This window comes from Buchnera aphidicola (Phyllaphis fagi) (assembly GCF_964058955.1).
GTDB lineage: Bacteria > Pseudomonadota > Gammaproteobacteria > Enterobacterales > Enterobacteriaceae > Buchnera_L > Buchnera_L aphidicola_AI.
Genome location: NZ_OZ060370.1, coordinates 284,698 through 301,062 on the forward strand (window position 1 = coordinate 284,698; position 16,365 = coordinate 301,062).

At 20.2% G+C, this 16,365-nt stretch carries 18 protein-coding genes; 11 read left to right on the top strand and 7 right to left on the bottom strand.

Annotation, left to right across the window (positions count from 1 at the left end):
* Positions 1 to 93: 93 nt before the first annotated feature.
* From ftsH to greA, 3 genes are all read right to left on the bottom strand, one after another.
* Positions 94 to 1,941 carry an ATP-dependent zinc metalloprotease FtsH gene (ftsH, locus tag AB4W56_RS01235; RefSeq protein ID WP_367675671.1) on the bottom strand — a complete coding sequence of 616 codons (1,848 nt, stop codon included), beginning with the start codon at positions 1,939 to 1,941 and terminating at the stop codon, positions 94 to 96.
* 53 nt (positions 1,942 to 1,994) lie between these two features.
* The gene (rlmE, locus tag AB4W56_RS01240) at positions 1,995 to 2,624 is read right to left on the bottom strand and encodes a 23S rRNA (uridine(2552)-2'-O)-methyltransferase RlmE (protein ID WP_367675672.1); all 630 of its coding nucleotides are present in this window, start codon (positions 2,622 to 2,624) and stop codon (positions 1,995 to 1,997) included.
* A gap of 152 nt (positions 2,625 to 2,776) precedes the next feature.
* Positions 2,777 to 3,256 carry a transcription elongation factor GreA gene (gene greA / locus AB4W56_RS01245; RefSeq protein ID WP_367675673.1) on the bottom strand — a complete coding sequence of 160 codons (480 nt, stop codon included), beginning with the start codon at positions 3,254 to 3,256 and terminating at the stop codon, positions 2,777 to 2,779.
* A gap of 191 nt (positions 3,257 to 3,447) precedes the next feature.
* Between greA and AB4W56_RS01250 the strand changes: the two genes are divergently transcribed.
* The 4 genes from AB4W56_RS01250 to cgtA all read left to right on the top strand — a co-directional run bounded on the left by AB4W56_RS01250 (position 3,448) and on the right by cgtA (position 5,645).
* Complete coding sequence (locus AB4W56_RS01250) at positions 3,448 to 3,696, top strand: BolA family protein (protein WP_367675674.1); 249 nt, start codon at positions 3,448 to 3,450, stop codon at positions 3,694 to 3,696.
* A 173-nt stretch (positions 3,697 to 3,869) separates the two neighbouring features.
* The gene (rplU, locus tag AB4W56_RS01255; protein WP_367675675.1) at positions 3,870 to 4,184 is read left to right on the top strand and encodes a 50S ribosomal protein L21; all 315 of its coding nucleotides are present in this window, start codon (positions 3,870 to 3,872) and stop codon (positions 4,182 to 4,184) included.
* A 27-nt stretch (positions 4,185 to 4,211) separates the two neighbouring features.
* Positions 4,212 to 4,466, top strand: coding sequence for a 50S ribosomal protein L27 (rpmA, locus tag AB4W56_RS01260; protein ID WP_367675676.1), 255 nt, complete (start codon positions 4,212 to 4,214; stop codon positions 4,464 to 4,466).
* 171 nt (positions 4,467 to 4,637) lie between these two features.
* Positions 4,638 to 5,645: an Obg family GTPase CgtA gene (cgtA, locus tag AB4W56_RS01265; protein ID WP_367675677.1), complete on the top strand. Its 1,008-nt coding sequence runs from the start codon at positions 4,638 to 4,640 to the stop codon at positions 5,643 to 5,645.
* A gap of 78 nt (positions 5,646 to 5,723) precedes the next feature.
* Here the strand turns inward: cgtA and rpsI are convergent, their stop codons facing one another.
* Both rpsI and rplM read right to left on the bottom strand, forming a co-directional pair.
* Positions 5,724 to 6,116 carry a 30S ribosomal protein S9 gene (gene rpsI / locus AB4W56_RS01270; RefSeq protein WP_367675678.1) on the bottom strand — a complete coding sequence of 131 codons (393 nt, stop codon included), beginning with the start codon at positions 6,114 to 6,116 and terminating at the stop codon, positions 5,724 to 5,726.
* Between the two features lie 21 nt (positions 6,117 to 6,137).
* Positions 6,138 to 6,566, bottom strand: a complete 429-nt coding sequence (rplM, locus tag AB4W56_RS01275) for a 50S ribosomal protein L13 (RefSeq protein WP_367675679.1) — start codon at positions 6,564 to 6,566, stop codon at positions 6,138 to 6,140.
* Between the two features lie 265 nt (positions 6,567 to 6,831).
* Here rplM and AB4W56_RS01280 point away from each other — a divergent pair, with 265 nt between their 5' ends.
* The 6 genes from AB4W56_RS01280 to aroQ all read left to right on the top strand — a co-directional run bounded on the left by AB4W56_RS01280 (position 6,832) and on the right by aroQ (position 12,215).
* A complete protein-coding gene (locus AB4W56_RS01280; RefSeq protein WP_367675680.1) occupies positions 6,832 to 7,965 on the top strand; it encodes a chorismate mutase in 1,134 nt (377 codons plus the stop codon).
* Between the two features lie 1,203 nt (positions 7,966 to 9,168).
* On the top strand, positions 9,169 to 9,423 hold the full coding sequence (gene rpsP, locus AB4W56_RS01285; protein ID WP_367675681.1) for a 30S ribosomal protein S16: 255 nt from the start codon (positions 9,169 to 9,171) through the stop codon (positions 9,421 to 9,423).
* 32 nt (positions 9,424 to 9,455) lie between these two features.
* Positions 9,456 to 9,599, top strand: coding sequence for a hypothetical protein (locus AB4W56_RS01290; protein ID WP_367675682.1), 144 nt, complete (start codon positions 9,456 to 9,458; stop codon positions 9,597 to 9,599).
* Positions 9,599 to 9,958: a ribosome maturation factor RimM gene (rimM, locus tag AB4W56_RS01295; RefSeq protein ID WP_367675980.1), complete on the top strand. Its 360-nt coding sequence runs from the start codon at positions 9,599 to 9,601 to the stop codon at positions 9,956 to 9,958. Before AB4W56_RS01290 ends, rimM begins: the two co-directional genes overlap by 1 nt.
* A gap of 81 nt (positions 9,959 to 10,039) precedes the next feature.
* Positions 10,040 to 10,393, top strand: a complete 354-nt coding sequence (gene rplS / locus AB4W56_RS01300) for a 50S ribosomal protein L19 (RefSeq protein WP_367675683.1) — start codon at positions 10,040 to 10,042, stop codon at positions 10,391 to 10,393.
* Between the two features lie 1,366 nt (positions 10,394 to 11,759).
* A complete protein-coding gene (aroQ, locus tag AB4W56_RS01305) occupies positions 11,760 to 12,215 on the top strand; it encodes a type II 3-dehydroquinate dehydratase (protein WP_367675684.1) in 456 nt (151 codons plus the stop codon).
* A gap of 395 nt (positions 12,216 to 12,610) precedes the next feature.
* On the opposite strand, the gene AB4W56_RS01310 is transcribed toward aroQ, so the two are convergent.
* Positions 12,611 to 13,318, bottom strand: coding sequence for an RluA family pseudouridine synthase (locus AB4W56_RS01310; protein WP_367675981.1), 708 nt, complete (start codon positions 13,316 to 13,318; stop codon positions 12,611 to 12,613).
* Complete coding sequence (locus AB4W56_RS01315; RefSeq protein WP_367675685.1) at positions 13,315 to 13,545, bottom strand: S4 domain-containing protein; 231 nt, start codon at positions 13,543 to 13,545, stop codon at positions 13,315 to 13,317. The genes AB4W56_RS01310 and AB4W56_RS01315 overlap by 4 nt, the downstream gene beginning before the upstream one ends.
* A 113-nt stretch (positions 13,546 to 13,658) precedes the next feature.
* On the opposite strand from AB4W56_RS01315, the gene alaS reads away from it, so the two are divergent.
* The gene (gene alaS / locus AB4W56_RS01320) at positions 13,659 to 16,283 is read left to right on the top strand and encodes an alanine--tRNA ligase (protein ID WP_367675686.1); all 2,625 of its coding nucleotides are present in this window, start codon (positions 13,659 to 13,661) and stop codon (positions 16,281 to 16,283) included.
* Positions 16,284 to 16,365: the final 82 nt, after the last annotated feature.

Below are 16,365 nucleotides of genomic sequence, written 5' to 3' on the forward strand. Positions count from 1 at the left end.
ATTTACTCTTTTATATTAAATATTTACATATTATAAGTAGAAAATCATTATTTTATATTAATTTAAAATTATAACATATAATATTTCTAAATATTAATTTTGGTGATTATGATTGTTCCAACCAGCTGGATCTCTCACTTTTTTTCGATTCATTAAATCATCAATTTGAACAGAATCAATAGTTTCATATTTCATTAATGCATCTTTCATAGCATGTAAAATATCTAAATTAGAATTTAATAATTTTTTAGCTCTATTATAATTCTTATCAATTAATACCTTCATTTCTTCGTCAATAATACGAGCAGTTTCATTGGATATATATGAAGATTTCGATACTGTATGATTTAAAAATAATTGATTATTTTCATCATCCGTATACAATAAAGGACCTAACTTATCTGAAAAACCCCACTGAGTTATCATATTTCTTGCTAAATTAGTAGCTATTTTAATGTCATTCATTGCTCCAGTGGATACTTTCTTCGAACCATATATTATTTCTTCAGCTAAACGACCTCCATATAAAGTTGATATTTGACTTTCTAATTTTTGTCTACTAATACTTAATATATCAGATTCTGGTAAAAAAAACGTTACACCTAATGCACGACCTCGAGGTACTATAGTTACTTTATGCGCGGGATCATGTTCTGGTACTAATCTTCCTACAATAACATGACCAGATTCATGATATGCAGTAAATTCTTTTTGAATTTCTGTCATTATCATAGATCGTCTTTCCGAACCAATCATCATCCTATCTTTAGCTTTTTCGAAATCTAACATAGAAACTAAATTTTTATTTAATCGAGCAGCATATAATGCAGATTCATTAACTAAATTTGACAAATCAGCACCTGAAAAACCAGGAGTACCTCTTGCAATTACCATAGGATTAACATCAGATGCAATAGGAATATTTTTCATATGTACTTCAAGTATTTTTTCTCGTCCCCGAATATCAGGTAACGGAACAATAACTTGACGATCAAATCGACCTGGACGTAATAAAGCAGAGTCTAAAACATCAGGTCGATTAGTAGCAGCAATTAAAATAATACCTTCATTGCCTTTAAAGCCATCCATTTCAACTAACATTTGATTTAAAGTTTGCTCTCGTTCATCATTACCACCACTAGTAATACTTCCTCTTTGTCGACCTACTGCATCAATTTCATCTATAAAAATAATACAAGGTGCTGATTTTCTAGCATGCTTAAATACATCTCGTACCCTTGAAGCACCTACACCAACAAACATTTCTACAAAATCCGATCCAGACATTGTTAAAAAAGATACTTTAGCTTCTCCTGCAATTGCTTTTGCAAGTAATGTCTTCCCTGTTCCTGGAGGCCCAATCATTAAAATACCTTTTGGAATTTTTCCTCCTAATTTTTGAAATTTTTTAGGTTCTTTCAAATATTCTACTAATTCGCTCACTTCTTCTTTTGCTTCATCACATCCCGCCACATCATTAAAAGTAATATTAATTTGATCTTTTGAAAATATATACGTTTTACTTTTACCAAAAGATGTAGAATTATGATTATGATTATTTTTTACTTGATACATAAAATATAACCATAATCCGATTAATAATACTGTTGGAAACCAAGAAACAAAAACAGAAAACATAATACTATGTTTTTGAGGAGGGTTACTAGATATAATAACATCATTAGCTAATAAACGATTAAGTAATTTAGAATCATATAAAGGAATATAAGTAATATATTTACTGTGGTCTTTTTTTATAATATTAATATAATTTTCATCAATGCATACTTTTTGTACTTCATGTTTATTCACTGCTGATAAAAATGTAGTATAATCAATATTTTGATTATTCATGTTATGCATATTCATACCATACATTATAAATATGAATAATATTAATACTACTAACCAGAAGATAAAATTTTTAGCTATGTCACTCAAGGTATCAACCTCATAATAATTACAGCTATGTTTAAAAAAAAATTAATATAATACTATATTTTTTTTCGTTCCATGGCTAATAAAAATACTTCTCGAGAACGATTTCGAGAAGCATTAGGTTTACATATTTTTACTATATTAAAAAAAGAACGTATATTTTTTAAATAATTTTGAAATCCTTCTCCTTGAAATAATTTAACTAAAAATATACCTTTTTTAGACAGTATACTTTTAGTTATTTCAAATGCTAAATTAGATAAAAAAAATGCACTAGGAATATCAATATAAGATATTCCAGTAATTTTTGGTGACATATCTGACATAACTAAATTAATTTTTTTATGCTTTATATAATTGAATAAAGTATTAAGTATAATTTTATTAGAAATATCACCTTGTAAAAAAAATACTCCTTGAATTTTCTTCATAGAATTAATATCACACGATATAACTGATCCATGTTTACCAACTGCATTAATAGCATACTGAGACCAACTACCAGGAGATGAACCTAAATCAATAACATTCATTCCATGCTTAAACAAATTATATTTTACATGAATATCATGTAATTTAAACCATGATCGAGCACGTAAATGTTGACTATGTGTACTTTTAACATATTGATCATTAAAATGTTCAGATAACCAACGATGTGAACTAATAGAACGTTTTTTCTTCATATAAAATTTTTATAAAATGTGAAATATATTATATATAATAATACTTGAAAATATTTTCTATATATCAATGAAAACTATATTCTATTAAAATATTTAGTTTATAAAAATATTTAATTTTAATTATATTAATAATACTACTTTTTATATTGTCATTAAATATGTTCTATATTTAAAATTTTATAACGTAATTTACCACTTGGAGTATTGACTATTACAATATCTGATATTTTTTGACCAATTAATGCTCTAGATACAGGAGAATCTATTGAAATAAGATTATTTTTGAAATCAGATTCATCATTTCCAACAATACAAAATTTACAAATTTTATTGGTATTTAAATTTAATATTTCTACAGTAGTACCAAATATAACTTTTCCACTAAAATTAATATTTTTTATATCAATCACTTGAGCATAACATAATTTTGATTCAATATCTCGAATTCGACTTTCACAGAATGATTGCTCTTCTCTTGCTGCATGATATTCTGCATTTTCCTTTAAATCACCATGTTTTCGAGCTTCAATGAGTGAAGAAATAATCTTAGGTCTTTTATGATGCTTTAATTCATGTAATTCTTTTTTAAGTTTTCTCATACCATTTACAGTCATTGGAATCTTATACATCACCGTATATCCTTAATAATTTGAATCTATAAAATTCAAAATACATCTAAAATAACTTTAATCAAGAATTATACATATATAATTAAAATTATATATAAAGAATTATTTATATATAATATAAAATTATATTAATCAATGATAAATCATTACTAAAATATTTTATAATTCTTAACATTACAACAAAATGGAAAAATATGAATAATATAGATATCAAATCTTATCTTATGAAACAAATACCATTAGATAAATTATATATAAAAGGTGATAATAATCATATTAAAATTACTGCTATTGGAAAAATATTTCATGGTATGAACAATATTCAAAAACAACAAGTCATATATAAACCTTTAACAAAATATATTATAGAAAAAAAAATTCATGCTATTTCAATAAATACATTTACTTTAGAAGAATGGAATAAAAAAAATATAAATAAGTAAAAATTATTTTCTATAATAATTTAAAAATACAGTATTTAAAATTATAAATATTATAAAGCATATAATTAATAAATTATTTAAAATGATGATTTAAACAATAAATTTTATTTTACTACTATATTTTATAAAATATAATAAAAAATATCTTGTTTATTTTAATTTTAGGAGTATTTATGTACGCAATTATAAAAAATGGTGGTAAACAATATCAGGTTAATGAAGGTAAAACTGTTCGTTTAGAAAAAATAAATCTTCCGACAGGAAAAAATATTGAATTTAATAAAATTTTAATATTCGTAAATAATTCAAATGTTCAAATAGGAAATCCTACCTTATCAAATATTAAAATTATAGGAAATATTACAAACCACGGAAGACATAAAAAAATAAATATCATTAAATTTAATCGTAGAAAACATTATAAAAAAAAACAAGGTCATCGACAATACTTTACTGATGTTAAAATTACAAGTATTAACTCTATTTAAATAATAATTTTGAAATAGGAAATAATTATGGCACAAAAAAAAGCTGGAGGATCAACTCGAAATGGAAGAGATTCACATTCAAAAAGATTAGGTGTGAAACACTTTGGTGGCGAATACATAACATCTGGATCAATCATTATTAGACAAAGAGGAACTAAGTTTCATCCTGGAAACAATGTAAAATTAGGAAAAGATCACACGATATTTGCAATAAAAGACGGAAAAGTTCAATTTTTAAAAAAAGGATTAAAAAATCGCATGTATGTCAATATTATTATTTAATAAATAAGAAAATATTAATATATTTTATTTTACACACTTAACATCCCAAATTATATAAACTTTAATAAATATATATTATCATAATAAAATATATATTACCGAGTAATAATCATGTGAAAGTACTATTTTATTGTTTAATAGTTATATAAAAAATGATTATGAGAAAATATTATGAAGTTTATTGATGAAGTACAAATTCAAGTAACTGCAGGTAATGGAGGTGATGGATGTATTCATTTTAGAAGAGAAAAATATATACCTAAAGGAGGACCAGATGGAGGAGATGGGGGTAATGGAGGTAATGTTTGGATAAAAACTGACCCAAATTTAAACACTTTATCTGATTACAAATTTAAAAAATATTTTATAGCTGGCCATGGTCAATCAGGAAAAGGAAAAAATAAATCAGGGAAAAAAGGATTAGATATCTTTATTAAAGTTCCAATTGGAACAAGAATTATAAATTGTCATACTAAAGAAAAAATTTGTGATTTAAATAATAAAGAAGATATGATATTAATTGTAAAAGGAGGATGGAAAGGTATAGGAAATTCGAAATTTAAATCTTCAACTAATCGTACTCCTCACCAAAAAACTACTGGGAAAAAAGGCGAAACATGTCTTATAATATTACAATTAATTTTAATTGCAGATGTTGGAATAGTAGGTTTACCAAATTCTGGAAAATCAACATTAGTTCGATCTATGTCAAAAGCAAAACCAAAAATAGGAGCATATCCTTTTACAACTTTAATACCCTGTCTAGGTACTGTACAAATAAATAGTAAAGAAAGTTTTGTTATTGCAGATATTCCTGGATTAATACAAGGAGCTTCTCAAGGATTAGGGTTAGGTATACAATTTTTAAAACATTTAGAAAAATGTCACATATTATTACATATAGTAGATTTATTACCAAGTATAAAAATTATTTTTCACAATATTAAAATTATAGAAACAGAACTAAAACAATATAACAAACAATTATATAATAAAACAAGATGGTTAATATTTAATAAAATCGATTCCTTAAATACACAAGAAATAAAAGAAAAAACAGAAATAATATTAAAAACAATTAAAAAAAAAAAAATATTTTTTATTTCAGCACTTAAAAAATATGGAACAAAAATAATATATTACAATTTATCGCAATATTTAAAAAAAAAAATTAAATAATATATAATTTAAAATCCGGATATTTAAATACTCCGGATTATACATAATAATAATAAAATAAAATTAAAAATTATTAAATTATCGTTTTGAAAATTGTGGTTTTTTTCTAGCCTTTCGAAGTCCAACTTTTTTCCTTTCTACTTTTCGAGCATCTCGAGTAACAAATCCTGCTTTTCGTAATTCACTTCGAAATGAAGAATCATGCTGAATTAAAGCTCGAGTAATACCTTGACGAATTGCTCCAGATTGACCAGAAATTCCACCTCCTTTAACTGTAATATAGAGATTTACTTTATTTAACATATCTGTTAACTGCAATGGATGTAAAATAACCATACGTAATGTTGCACGAGGAAAATATTCTAATAAAGACCTTTTATTAATGATGATATTTCCTGTACCTTTTTTTAAAAAAATACGAGCAGACGAACTTTTACGACGACCAGTAGCATAATTTTGAACATCAATCATAATAATTATATCCAAAAAAAATTAAATATTTAAAAATTTAGGATTTTGTGCTATATGATTATGAGAATCAGAAGCATAAACCTTTAATTTACGAAAAATAGAACGACCTAAAGATCCTTTTGGTAACATACCACGTACTGCAATTTCAATAACTCTTTCAGGATATTTTATAATCATATCTTGAAAAGATATTTTTTTAATCCCTCCAATATAACCAGTATGTCGATAATAAAATTTATTTATTTTTTTTTTTCCAGTTACTATAATTTTTGAAGCATTTAACACAATAATATAATCTCCTACATCAATATGAGGAGTATATTCTATTTTATGTTTACCTCGTAAATAATGAGATATTTGAGCACAAAATCGACCTAAAATTTTTTCTGTTGCATCAACATAATACCAAGTTTTTTGTACATCATTAGCATTTATAGAAATACTTTTCATTAACATCACCTAAAATTTATATAATAACTCAATAATTCATGAAAATAGAATATTTTTAAAACAAATTTTATAAAATGATTAATATTTTAAATTATTATTTTAAAAAATAAATTAATTTCAATAATTGCTATCCATAGTATATCAAAATAAAAATATACTAAAAACAAAATAAATATGTTTTAGATATATTAAAATAATATCAAAATTTTTAAATATCACCAATAATTATTTAATGTATCTTATCTAATATCATGGATATAAAAATATGAATCATAAAAAAAAATTATTAGAATTACGAAATTACATTAATTATATCGATAAAAAAATACTTATATTATTATCTAATAGAAAAAAAATAACTATAAAAATTATAAAAGAAAAAATAATAAATAATATACCTATACAAGATAAAAAACGAGAAAAAGAAATATTAAAAAAACTTTTTCATATGGGGAAAAAATATTTTTTATCTCAAAACTACATTGAAAAAATATTCAAAAATATCATTCAAGAATCTGTAATAACACAAAAAAAAATTAAAAATCAATATATGACTAAGAATATTTTTAAAATACCTCAATTTTCTATTCTTGGTCCACAAGGATCATACTCACATATTGCAATGATAAAATATGCTAAAAAAAAATTCAAATATTTCAATATAAAAACATATTTAAGATTTCAAAAAATATTTCAATCAATTAACAATAAAACATCAAATTTTGCTATAATTCCTATTGAAAATACTTATTCCGGATTTATTCATGAAACATATAATTTATTATGTTTAAGTAAACTACATATTATTGATGAACTTAATATACCAATTCAACATTATTTCATGACAAATCAATTTACTGATTTGAAAAATATAAAAATTATTTATAGTCATCCTCAACCATTTGAACAATGTAGTAAATTTATAAAAAAATTTAATCATTTAACAATAAAATATACCAATAGTACTTCAGATGCTATAAAAAAAATTATTCAAAATCACAACATCTATTCTTCTGCTATAGGAAATAAAGAAAATATAAAAATTTATAAACTAAAAGAAATTAAAAAAAATATCACAAATCAAATACATAACAGTACTCGATTTTTGGTATTAAAAAATAAAAATATTGAAAAATTTAAAACTGATATTTCTAAAATTATATGTATTATAAATATAAATAAAAAAATAGAATTAATAAATCAAATACTATTCATTTTTAATACAAACCAACTCAATATATTAAAAATAGAACTTAAATCAAATAATCATAACAACATGCTAGAAAATACTATATATATAGAAATTCAAACATACTTATCATTAGATAACATGTTAAAAATATTTACTAAATTTAAAAAACAAAAAATATTATTTAAAATCTTAGGATATTGTTTATAAACAATATTATCTAAAAAATTTCAATATCAAAAGTAAAACCACCAAAATAGTACCTTCAATAGATAATAAAGATATTAATATTATTATATAACAATCTATTTAAAAACAACTATCAAAATATTTTAAAATAAATAATATAAAAACTATATAATATATACCAAAACTGATTAATAAATCATATATTATTATTTATAATAATCATTATAGATATATAAAAATAAGATTATAAAATATTAATTATAGTGTAATTGTAAAAACTGTTACATTAAAATAAATATCATATTAAATATCTATAAACACTATAACCTTCTCAATCGTTAATATATTCTTATATTAGTCAATAAAATATATAAATATTACATATATTAAAAATAAAAATTGTATTAAATATGATACAATATTATTTTCAATTAAAACATATATATTAATAATTAAATTATTTTAAAATAAAATAATCATATATTTATTTATAGAAATCACAATAAACGACATAATTTTATATTAAATTTAATGTACAAAAATAAAAATAATTATTTAACTTTTATTAAAATGGATTGTTGATACATTCTATAATTACAAAAAAAATAATTAATGTAATTAAAATTAAATATCTTCCAAATGTTAAATATGATATTACTTAAATAAAATAATAATTTTATATTTATATTAAGAATATTAATAAATGATATTACTTAAATTAATAAAAATTTTTAATACTAGAATAAATTGAAAATTTTAGAATATCAATATAAATAATGTATTATTACCTGAAATATAAACATATTATTAAATTATAAATTTATAAATATAATATTATTTATTAATTATATAAAAAATAAAAAAATAATATATTTCATTTCAATGCTTTAAAATTACAAATATAATATATACAATTTTAAACATGATAAAAATTACATATTAAACAATATTTACATATTTTAAAATATATTTAATAAAATATTTTATAAAAATAAAAATAAAATTTATTTTATAAAATTATAAAAATATTACATAATATTAAAATCATAAAATATTGATAAAATTCTATAAATATAGAAATAATTTAAATAATAAAAACTAAATATTTAAAATGATTTAATATTTAAAACAATTTATCTAGTATATGTTATTTTCAATACCTAAATCATTATAAAATAATATTTTATTCATGTATTAACATATAATATTTTAAAAGAGAAAAATATGGTAAAAATAAGATTAGCACTTCATGGTTCTAAAAAAAAACCATTTTATAAAATTATTGTTACAGATAGTAGATTTCCAAGAAATGGAAGATTTATTGAAAATATTGGATTTTTTAATCCAAACGTTCATAATAAAGCAAAAAAAATTAATTTAAATATTAATCGAATGGATTATTGGGTAAAAAATGGAGCAATTTTATCTAATAGAATAAAATATTTTATTAAAGTAATAAAAAAAAATAATATTTTATAAAATAAAATAAATAAAAGAGACGTATATAACACATGATTAATCCCGTAATTATTGGAAAAATAGGTTCTTCCTATGGCATATTAGGTTGGAATACTATTTTTTCTTTTACTGAAAAAAAAAAAATATTTTTCAATATATTCCGTGGTTTATTAAACAGAATAATATTTGGAAGATAATTTGTTTAGAATCTAAAAAAATACAACAAAAAAAAATCATAATTAAAATTAAAAACATTAATAATCGTGATCAAGCAAAAAAATTAACAAATTCTTTGATAGCTATTGATATAAAAACATTACCTAATTTGAAAAACTACGAATATTATTGGAAAGATATTTTGTTTTGTAAAGTATTTAATAAATATAAAAAATATATTGGTACTGTTTCAAATATTATACGATCGAAATCTAATGATATATTAGTTATTAAAAATAATCAAAATGATTCTCAAGAAATATTGATTCCTTTTATCGAAAAAAATATTATTTATAAAGTTGATATTATTCATAAAATGATTTCTACAAATTGGTACTAAACACACTATTTAAATAATATATAAAAATTCAATAAAATTATTTCATTTTTATAAAAATTTCACAATCGGATACATATTATTATGAAAAATAAAATTATTCAAATCATTGAACAAGAACAAATGGAACAAAAAAAAATACCTAAATTTAGACCTGGTGATACTATAGAAGTAAAAGTATGGGTTGTAGAATTATCTAAAAAACGTCTTCAATCTTTTGAAGGTATCGTAATAGCTATTAAAAATCGCCATTTACAATCTTCTTTTACTGTTCGTAAAATATCCCATGGAGAAGGCATTGAAAGAGTCTTTCAAACATATTCAAATATAATAGAAAATATTATTATTAAAAAAAAAGGTTTAGTGAGAAAATCAAAATTATATTACTTACGCAATAGAATTGGAAAATCAGCTCGAATTAAAGAACGTATTGAATAATTAAAATAATAAAATATTAAATAAATTATGCAGTCATATATTTTATTGACTGCAAAATATTAAAAATTATTTCTACTTATAATCAATTCATAATATTTAATAATTATTTTATTTTGTTTAATTTTATACATGTATTATCAATACTTGATATATCTTATAGTATTGTAATTAAAAAAAGTAATTAAAACATAAAAATATATTGTATGGTTATTTATCTTTAATTGATCTAATTTAGTATCTCAATTACACAAAAAAATTAATTATGTTCATTATTTTTTTTATAATAAAAATATAAATAACGCATCATCACAGAAATATAAATCTTTCAACCACATAAAATGAATATTCTAGAATCTAAAAATATAGATAATATATTTAATCAATCATATATAAATACTTATAATCTAACAATATTATGATAAATATCAATATTATTTAAATAATCACATATAACAAATGTATTTATTAATTAATCTGTAATATATTTTAATAATATGTAATATTAAAAAATATATCTTACTATTAATTATTAATGAATAAAAATTTTTCATTATAAGTTATAAAAATTAAAATATTTATATATTATAATTAAAAATTTTACATAAGTATAATTTTTATTATTATTAATTGATGCTATAAACATCCTAATCATTAATTGATTTTCTAATAAAACATAATTATTTAAATTATTTATTCATTATCATACTTAAAATTACTATTTTATCATAATTTATATATTCTTATCTGTTATACTTTTTATATTTCTATAAATAAAATTATTTTTTATTTTCTATTCAATTATCATAATAAAATTGATAAAAATATAATTTATAAAAATTTTCTAATATAAATATTCAAGATTTTTTATTAGTACAATATAAAATAAAATTGTATTTTAAAAATGTAATAATAAATTTTTATTTTATCATGTGTCTTAAAACAAATTTTTAATTATTTAACAATTTAATATATCATAAAAAGTATATAAATTTAAGTAAAATAAAAAAATTATAATCTTTATAACATCATTATTTTAAAATGACATATATTTAATTACATCTTATGTAATAAAGTCCTATTAATCTATTTACTCAACAATGATCTTATCAATATCTTATTAATATAATGATAATATTGTACATAATTTATTTTTACATTCTTAAATAATAAAAATATATATTTCAATAAATATAATAAAATTATGTACTAAAATTTATTATCATTGTAAATATCATATTTTAAAATTACCAAAAACTATATTAGAAACTATTATATTTGTTTAATAGTGCATTTACAATTAAATACTTTACAAACATTATAAAACTAATTATGATAAATAATTAAATAAATTATTTGAAATGAAAATATGCCCTATTTTAATATTTTATTATTAAATGGACCTAATTTAAATTTATTAGGAACAAGAGAAACCAAAATTTATGGTAAAAAAACTTTAAATCAACTACTAGATACATTACATAAAAAATCTAATCAACTCAAAGTGAAAATAACACATTTACAATCTAATGCTGAACATATTTTAATTGAAAAAATCCAACAATCTAAAAATATTGATTATATTATTATTAATCCTGCTGCTTTTGCACATACTAGTATAGCATTAAGAGATGCATTATTGTCTGTAAATATTCCGTTTATTGAAGTACATATTTCTAATATTTATTCGAGAGATAACTTTAGATCACATTCTTGGTTATCTGATATTTCGAATGGTGTTATTTGTGGTTTTGGATTAGACGGATATTATTGGGCATTAAAAACTGCTATAAAACGATTAAATAAAAAAACCAAAAAATTATAAAATATTACAAATTTAAATCTATATTATATTTTTTTAATTACTCTATCGTTTCTATAATTTATTACTATAGTTATAGTAACTTCCTCAGTTTAATTATTATTTATATATTTTATTACAATATCTAATAAACATTTTAAATCCTTTTATTTTATAAGATAATACAAATTACTTATGTAATTTCTTACAATTATTAAAATAAAATATTAAAATCATATATAAAACAAATAATAAATCTATGTTTCTATAATTTATAAAATAAACTGATTCTGTTAAAAATTTTATATTTATATTTTATTTTCTAACTTCATATACATTGAACTCAAAGAGTACATAGTACATAATAATTATAAAATAATCATGTAAATAATTACTATTACTAATCATTAATAACTTATTTATAAGTATTGTATAATCTTTAACATATCTAAAGATAATGGTATTTTAAAATTCATATACTTGTTAGTTATAGGATGAAAAAATGAAATTTTACTTGCATGTAATGCTTGTCGAGAAAATAATCTAATTTTTTCAAAATATTTTCTTGAAATACCTTGAGGAATATGATTTCTTGTTTTATATAATGGATCACCTAAAATAGGATGTCGAATATGTAACATATGAACTCGAATTTGATGTGTACGACCAGTTTCTATTCGAATACGAAGATGAGTATAATATTTCAATTTTTTAATAATTTTATAATGTGTAATGGATATTTTCCCCGACATATGAGCCATCATACAAATTCTTTTTTTTATATGGCGCATGATAGGATAATTTATTGTACCTCCAGAAACTATTCTTCCAAAAACTAATGCATCATATTCACGAATAATTTCTCTTTTTCTTAATAAAAATACTAATTTTTCATAACTATATAAATCTTTAGCAATTACCATTAATCCAGTAGTATTTTTATCCAATCTATGTATAATACCCGATCTAGGTATACTATTTAAATCAGCATTGTAATATAATAAAGCATTTAATAAAGTACCATTTATATTACCACACGACGGATGTATAACTAATCCCACTGGTTTGTTAATAATTAATATATTATTATCTTCATAAATAATATTTAAAGCAATATTTTCACCTATATCACTTTTTTTTTTTTTATATCCATAAAAATAGTAATTTTATCTCCAGGATTAACCATCGTATGAGGTTGATTAATCATAAAAAAATTTACATATACTTGTTGAGAAATAATCATTTTTTTAAAAATAGATCTAGAATGATTTGGAACCATATGTACTAAAATGTGATCTAACCTATATTTTTTTTTATCACGGTGTGGAACTATAATTTCAATTTTTTTTTTCATAATATAAATAATGCATATAATATTTAAAAATTTTATTTAATATCATATTAAATAATATAATAAAATTAATCAATAAAGATTTTATATATTATTGTATATTATTTAAGGAATATATGAAATATACAACTAATAATGTTAGAAATATGTTTTTAAAATTTTTTGAACAAAATAAACACAAAATAATACCAAGTAGTTCTTTAATTCCAAGTGATCATTCTAATTTATTATTTACCAACGCTGGTATGAATCAATTTGAAGATATTTTTTTAGGTAATAAAAAATTTAACTATTCTAGAGTAGTAACTGCACAACGATGTTTAAGAACAGGAGGAAAACATAATGATTTTCATCAAGTAGGATATAGTACACATCACCATACTTTTTTTGAAATGTTAGGAAATTTTAGTTTTGGAGATTATTTTAAAAAAGAAGCTATTGCGTATGCATGGAATTTATTAACTAATGAAAAATGGTTTAATCTTCCAAAAGATCAATTATTAGTTACTGTATATCAAGATGATCAAGAAACATACAATATATGGAAAAATATTATTCAATTACCTGAATGTAAAATTATTAAAATAGGACATAAAAATAATAATGTTTATGAATCAGATAATTTTTGGCAAATGGGAGAAACTGGTCCTTGTGGTCCTTGTACTGAAATATTTTTTAATACATCTAATGATAAAAAATTATATTTACATGATTTAAAAGATAAAAATAAATACATAGAAATATGGAATATCGTATTTATTCAATTTAATCGTATTAAACATAATAAATTAATTCCTTTATCTACATTTTCAGTAGATACTGGCATGGGATTAGAAAGAATTACTTCTATATTACAAAAAGTAAACTCAAATTATAAAATAGATTCATTTCATGATTTAATTCAATCTATATATCAAATTAATAAACTGAATATAAGTAATAATAATCAATCTATTAATATTATTGCAGATCATATTCGAGCATCTACTTTTATTATTGGTGATAATATATTACCTGATAATGAATATAGAGGTTACATTTTAAGAAAAATTATTAGACGAGCATTATTACATGGTAATAAATTAGGAATTAAAAAGATTTTTTTTTATAAATTAGTTTCTAGTGTAATAAGAATTTTTGGAGAATCTCAAAAACAATTAGAAAACCAACAAAAAAAAATTGAAAATATATTAAAAGAAGAAGAATTACAATTCAATCAAACGTTAAGTAAAGGATTTAAATTACTGTTAAATGAAATAAAAAATTTAAAAAATAAAGAACTTGATGCTAATATTGTATTTTATCTGCATGATACTATTGGTTTTCCAATAGATTTAACACAAGATATATGTCATGAATATCACATTCATATTAATATCTCTAAACTTCAAAATATAATTTTTGAACACAAAAAAAAATCTCAAAAAAAAAAAATAACAATTAACAATATTATTAATACAATTCATATAAACGAAAAATCTATTTTTAAAGGATATAAATATCATATAATCACTTCAAATATTAAAAAAATCTTTGTTCATGGAAAAGAACAATCAACGATTAATGAAAATGAAGAAGGTATTATTATACTCGATCAAACTCCATTTTATGGAGAATCTGGAGGACAAATTGGAGATAGTGGAACTATATTTATAAAACAATCAATTTTTGAAGTATATAATGTAAAAAATTATGCACAAGCAATTGGTCATATCGGGAAAATGCATACAGGAAAAATTAAAATTCATGATATTGTCACAGCTAAAATTAATAAAAAAAAAAGATTACTTATACAAAACAATCATTCTGCAACGCATTTATTAAATTCTGCATTAAACCTAGTATTAAAAGAAAAAATTTATCAAAGAGGTTCTTTTATTAATGAAAAATATTTAAGATTTGATTTTTCTTATTTTAAACCAATTAATATAGATCAAATTTTTAATATAGAAAATATTATTAATCATCAAATTCAAAAAAATGTAAATATATGTGAACAATATGGTAGTATTCATGAAGCAAAATTAAAAAAATATAAATTTTTACAACATAAGCATTATAACTCAATTGTTCGAATGTTAAAAATAGGAAAATTTTCTAAAGAATTATGTAGTGGTACACATTCTAAAAGAACCGGTGATATTGGTTTATTTAAAATTATATCTGAAAAAAAAATTGCTTCTGGAATACATCGTATAGAAGCGATAACTGGAAAATATGCATTACATAAAATACAAGATCAAGAAAAAAATATATTAGAAATAAAAAATACATTACAATCTAATGATTCAGAGTTATTAATAAAAATAAAAAAAATAATTAATTATTGTTCTAACTTAAAAAAAGAAAATCAAATATTAAATAAAGAAATAATATTAAATGAAAAAAACCAATTAATTAAAAAAATAATTAAAATTAAAAAAATATATTTCTTAAATAGCGAAACAAAAATTAAAAATCGTAAATTATTGAAAATCATGATTGATCAATTAAAAATAAAAATAAATTCTGGTGTTATTATTCTATTTTATCAATACAAAAAAAAATATATTTTTATAGTAAGTATAACAAATAACATAACTCATAAAATACAAGCCAAAAATATTGTTGAAATAATTAAAAAATATACTAATGGTTCTGGAGGTGGGAAAATACAAACCGCAGAATGTATAATAAATAATATACATGATTTTTATAAAATACTACCCCATATTACATCCTGGATTAGTACTTACATATAACATAAACATTGAGTAAAAATCGATTATTTAAAAAAAAATAAATTTTTATAATTTAAAATATATAATAAATAATATAAATAAA

Coding starts and splice junctions, on each gene's coding strand:
- rpsP (WP_367675681.1), top strand. CDS start 9,169: ATGGTAAAAATAAGATTAGCACTTCATGGTTCTAAAAAAAAACCATTT.
- alaS (WP_367675686.1), top strand. CDS start 13,659: ATGAAATATACAACTAATAATGTTAGAAATATGTTTTTAAAATTTTTT.
- rlmE (WP_367675672.1), bottom strand. CDS start 2,624: ATGAAGAAAAAACGTTCTATTAGTTCACATCGTTGGTTATCTGAACAT.
- rplU (WP_367675675.1), top strand. CDS start 3,870: ATGTACGCAATTATAAAAAATGGTGGTAAACAATATCAGGTTAATGAA.
- cgtA (WP_367675677.1), top strand. CDS start 4,638: ATGAAGTTTATTGATGAAGTACAAATTCAAGTAACTGCAGGTAATGGA.
- AB4W56_RS01250 (WP_367675674.1), top strand. CDS start 3,448: ATGAATAATATAGATATCAAATCTTATCTTATGAAACAAATACCATTA.
- aroQ (WP_367675684.1), top strand. CDS start 11,760: ATGCCCTATTTTAATATTTTATTATTAAATGGACCTAATTTAAATTTA.
- rpsI (WP_367675678.1), bottom strand. CDS start 6,116: ATGATTGATGTTCAAAATTATGCTACTGGTCGTCGTAAAAGTTCGTCT.
- rpmA (WP_367675676.1), top strand. CDS start 4,212: ATGGCACAAAAAAAAGCTGGAGGATCAACTCGAAATGGAAGAGATTCA.
- rplM (WP_367675679.1), bottom strand. CDS start 6,566: ATGAAAAGTATTTCTATAAATGCTAATGATGTACAAAAAACTTGGTAT.
- AB4W56_RS01290 (WP_367675682.1), top strand. CDS start 9,456: ATGATTAATCCCGTAATTATTGGAAAAATAGGTTCTTCCTATGGCATA.
- AB4W56_RS01280 (WP_367675680.1), top strand. CDS start 6,832: ATGAATCATAAAAAAAAATTATTAGAATTACGAAATTACATTAATTAT.
- rplS (WP_367675683.1), top strand. CDS start 10,040: ATGAAAAATAAAATTATTCAAATCATTGAACAAGAACAAATGGAACAA.
- AB4W56_RS01315 (WP_367675685.1), bottom strand. CDS start 13,545: ATGAAAAAAAAAATTGAAATTATAGTTCCACACCGTGATAAAAAAAAA.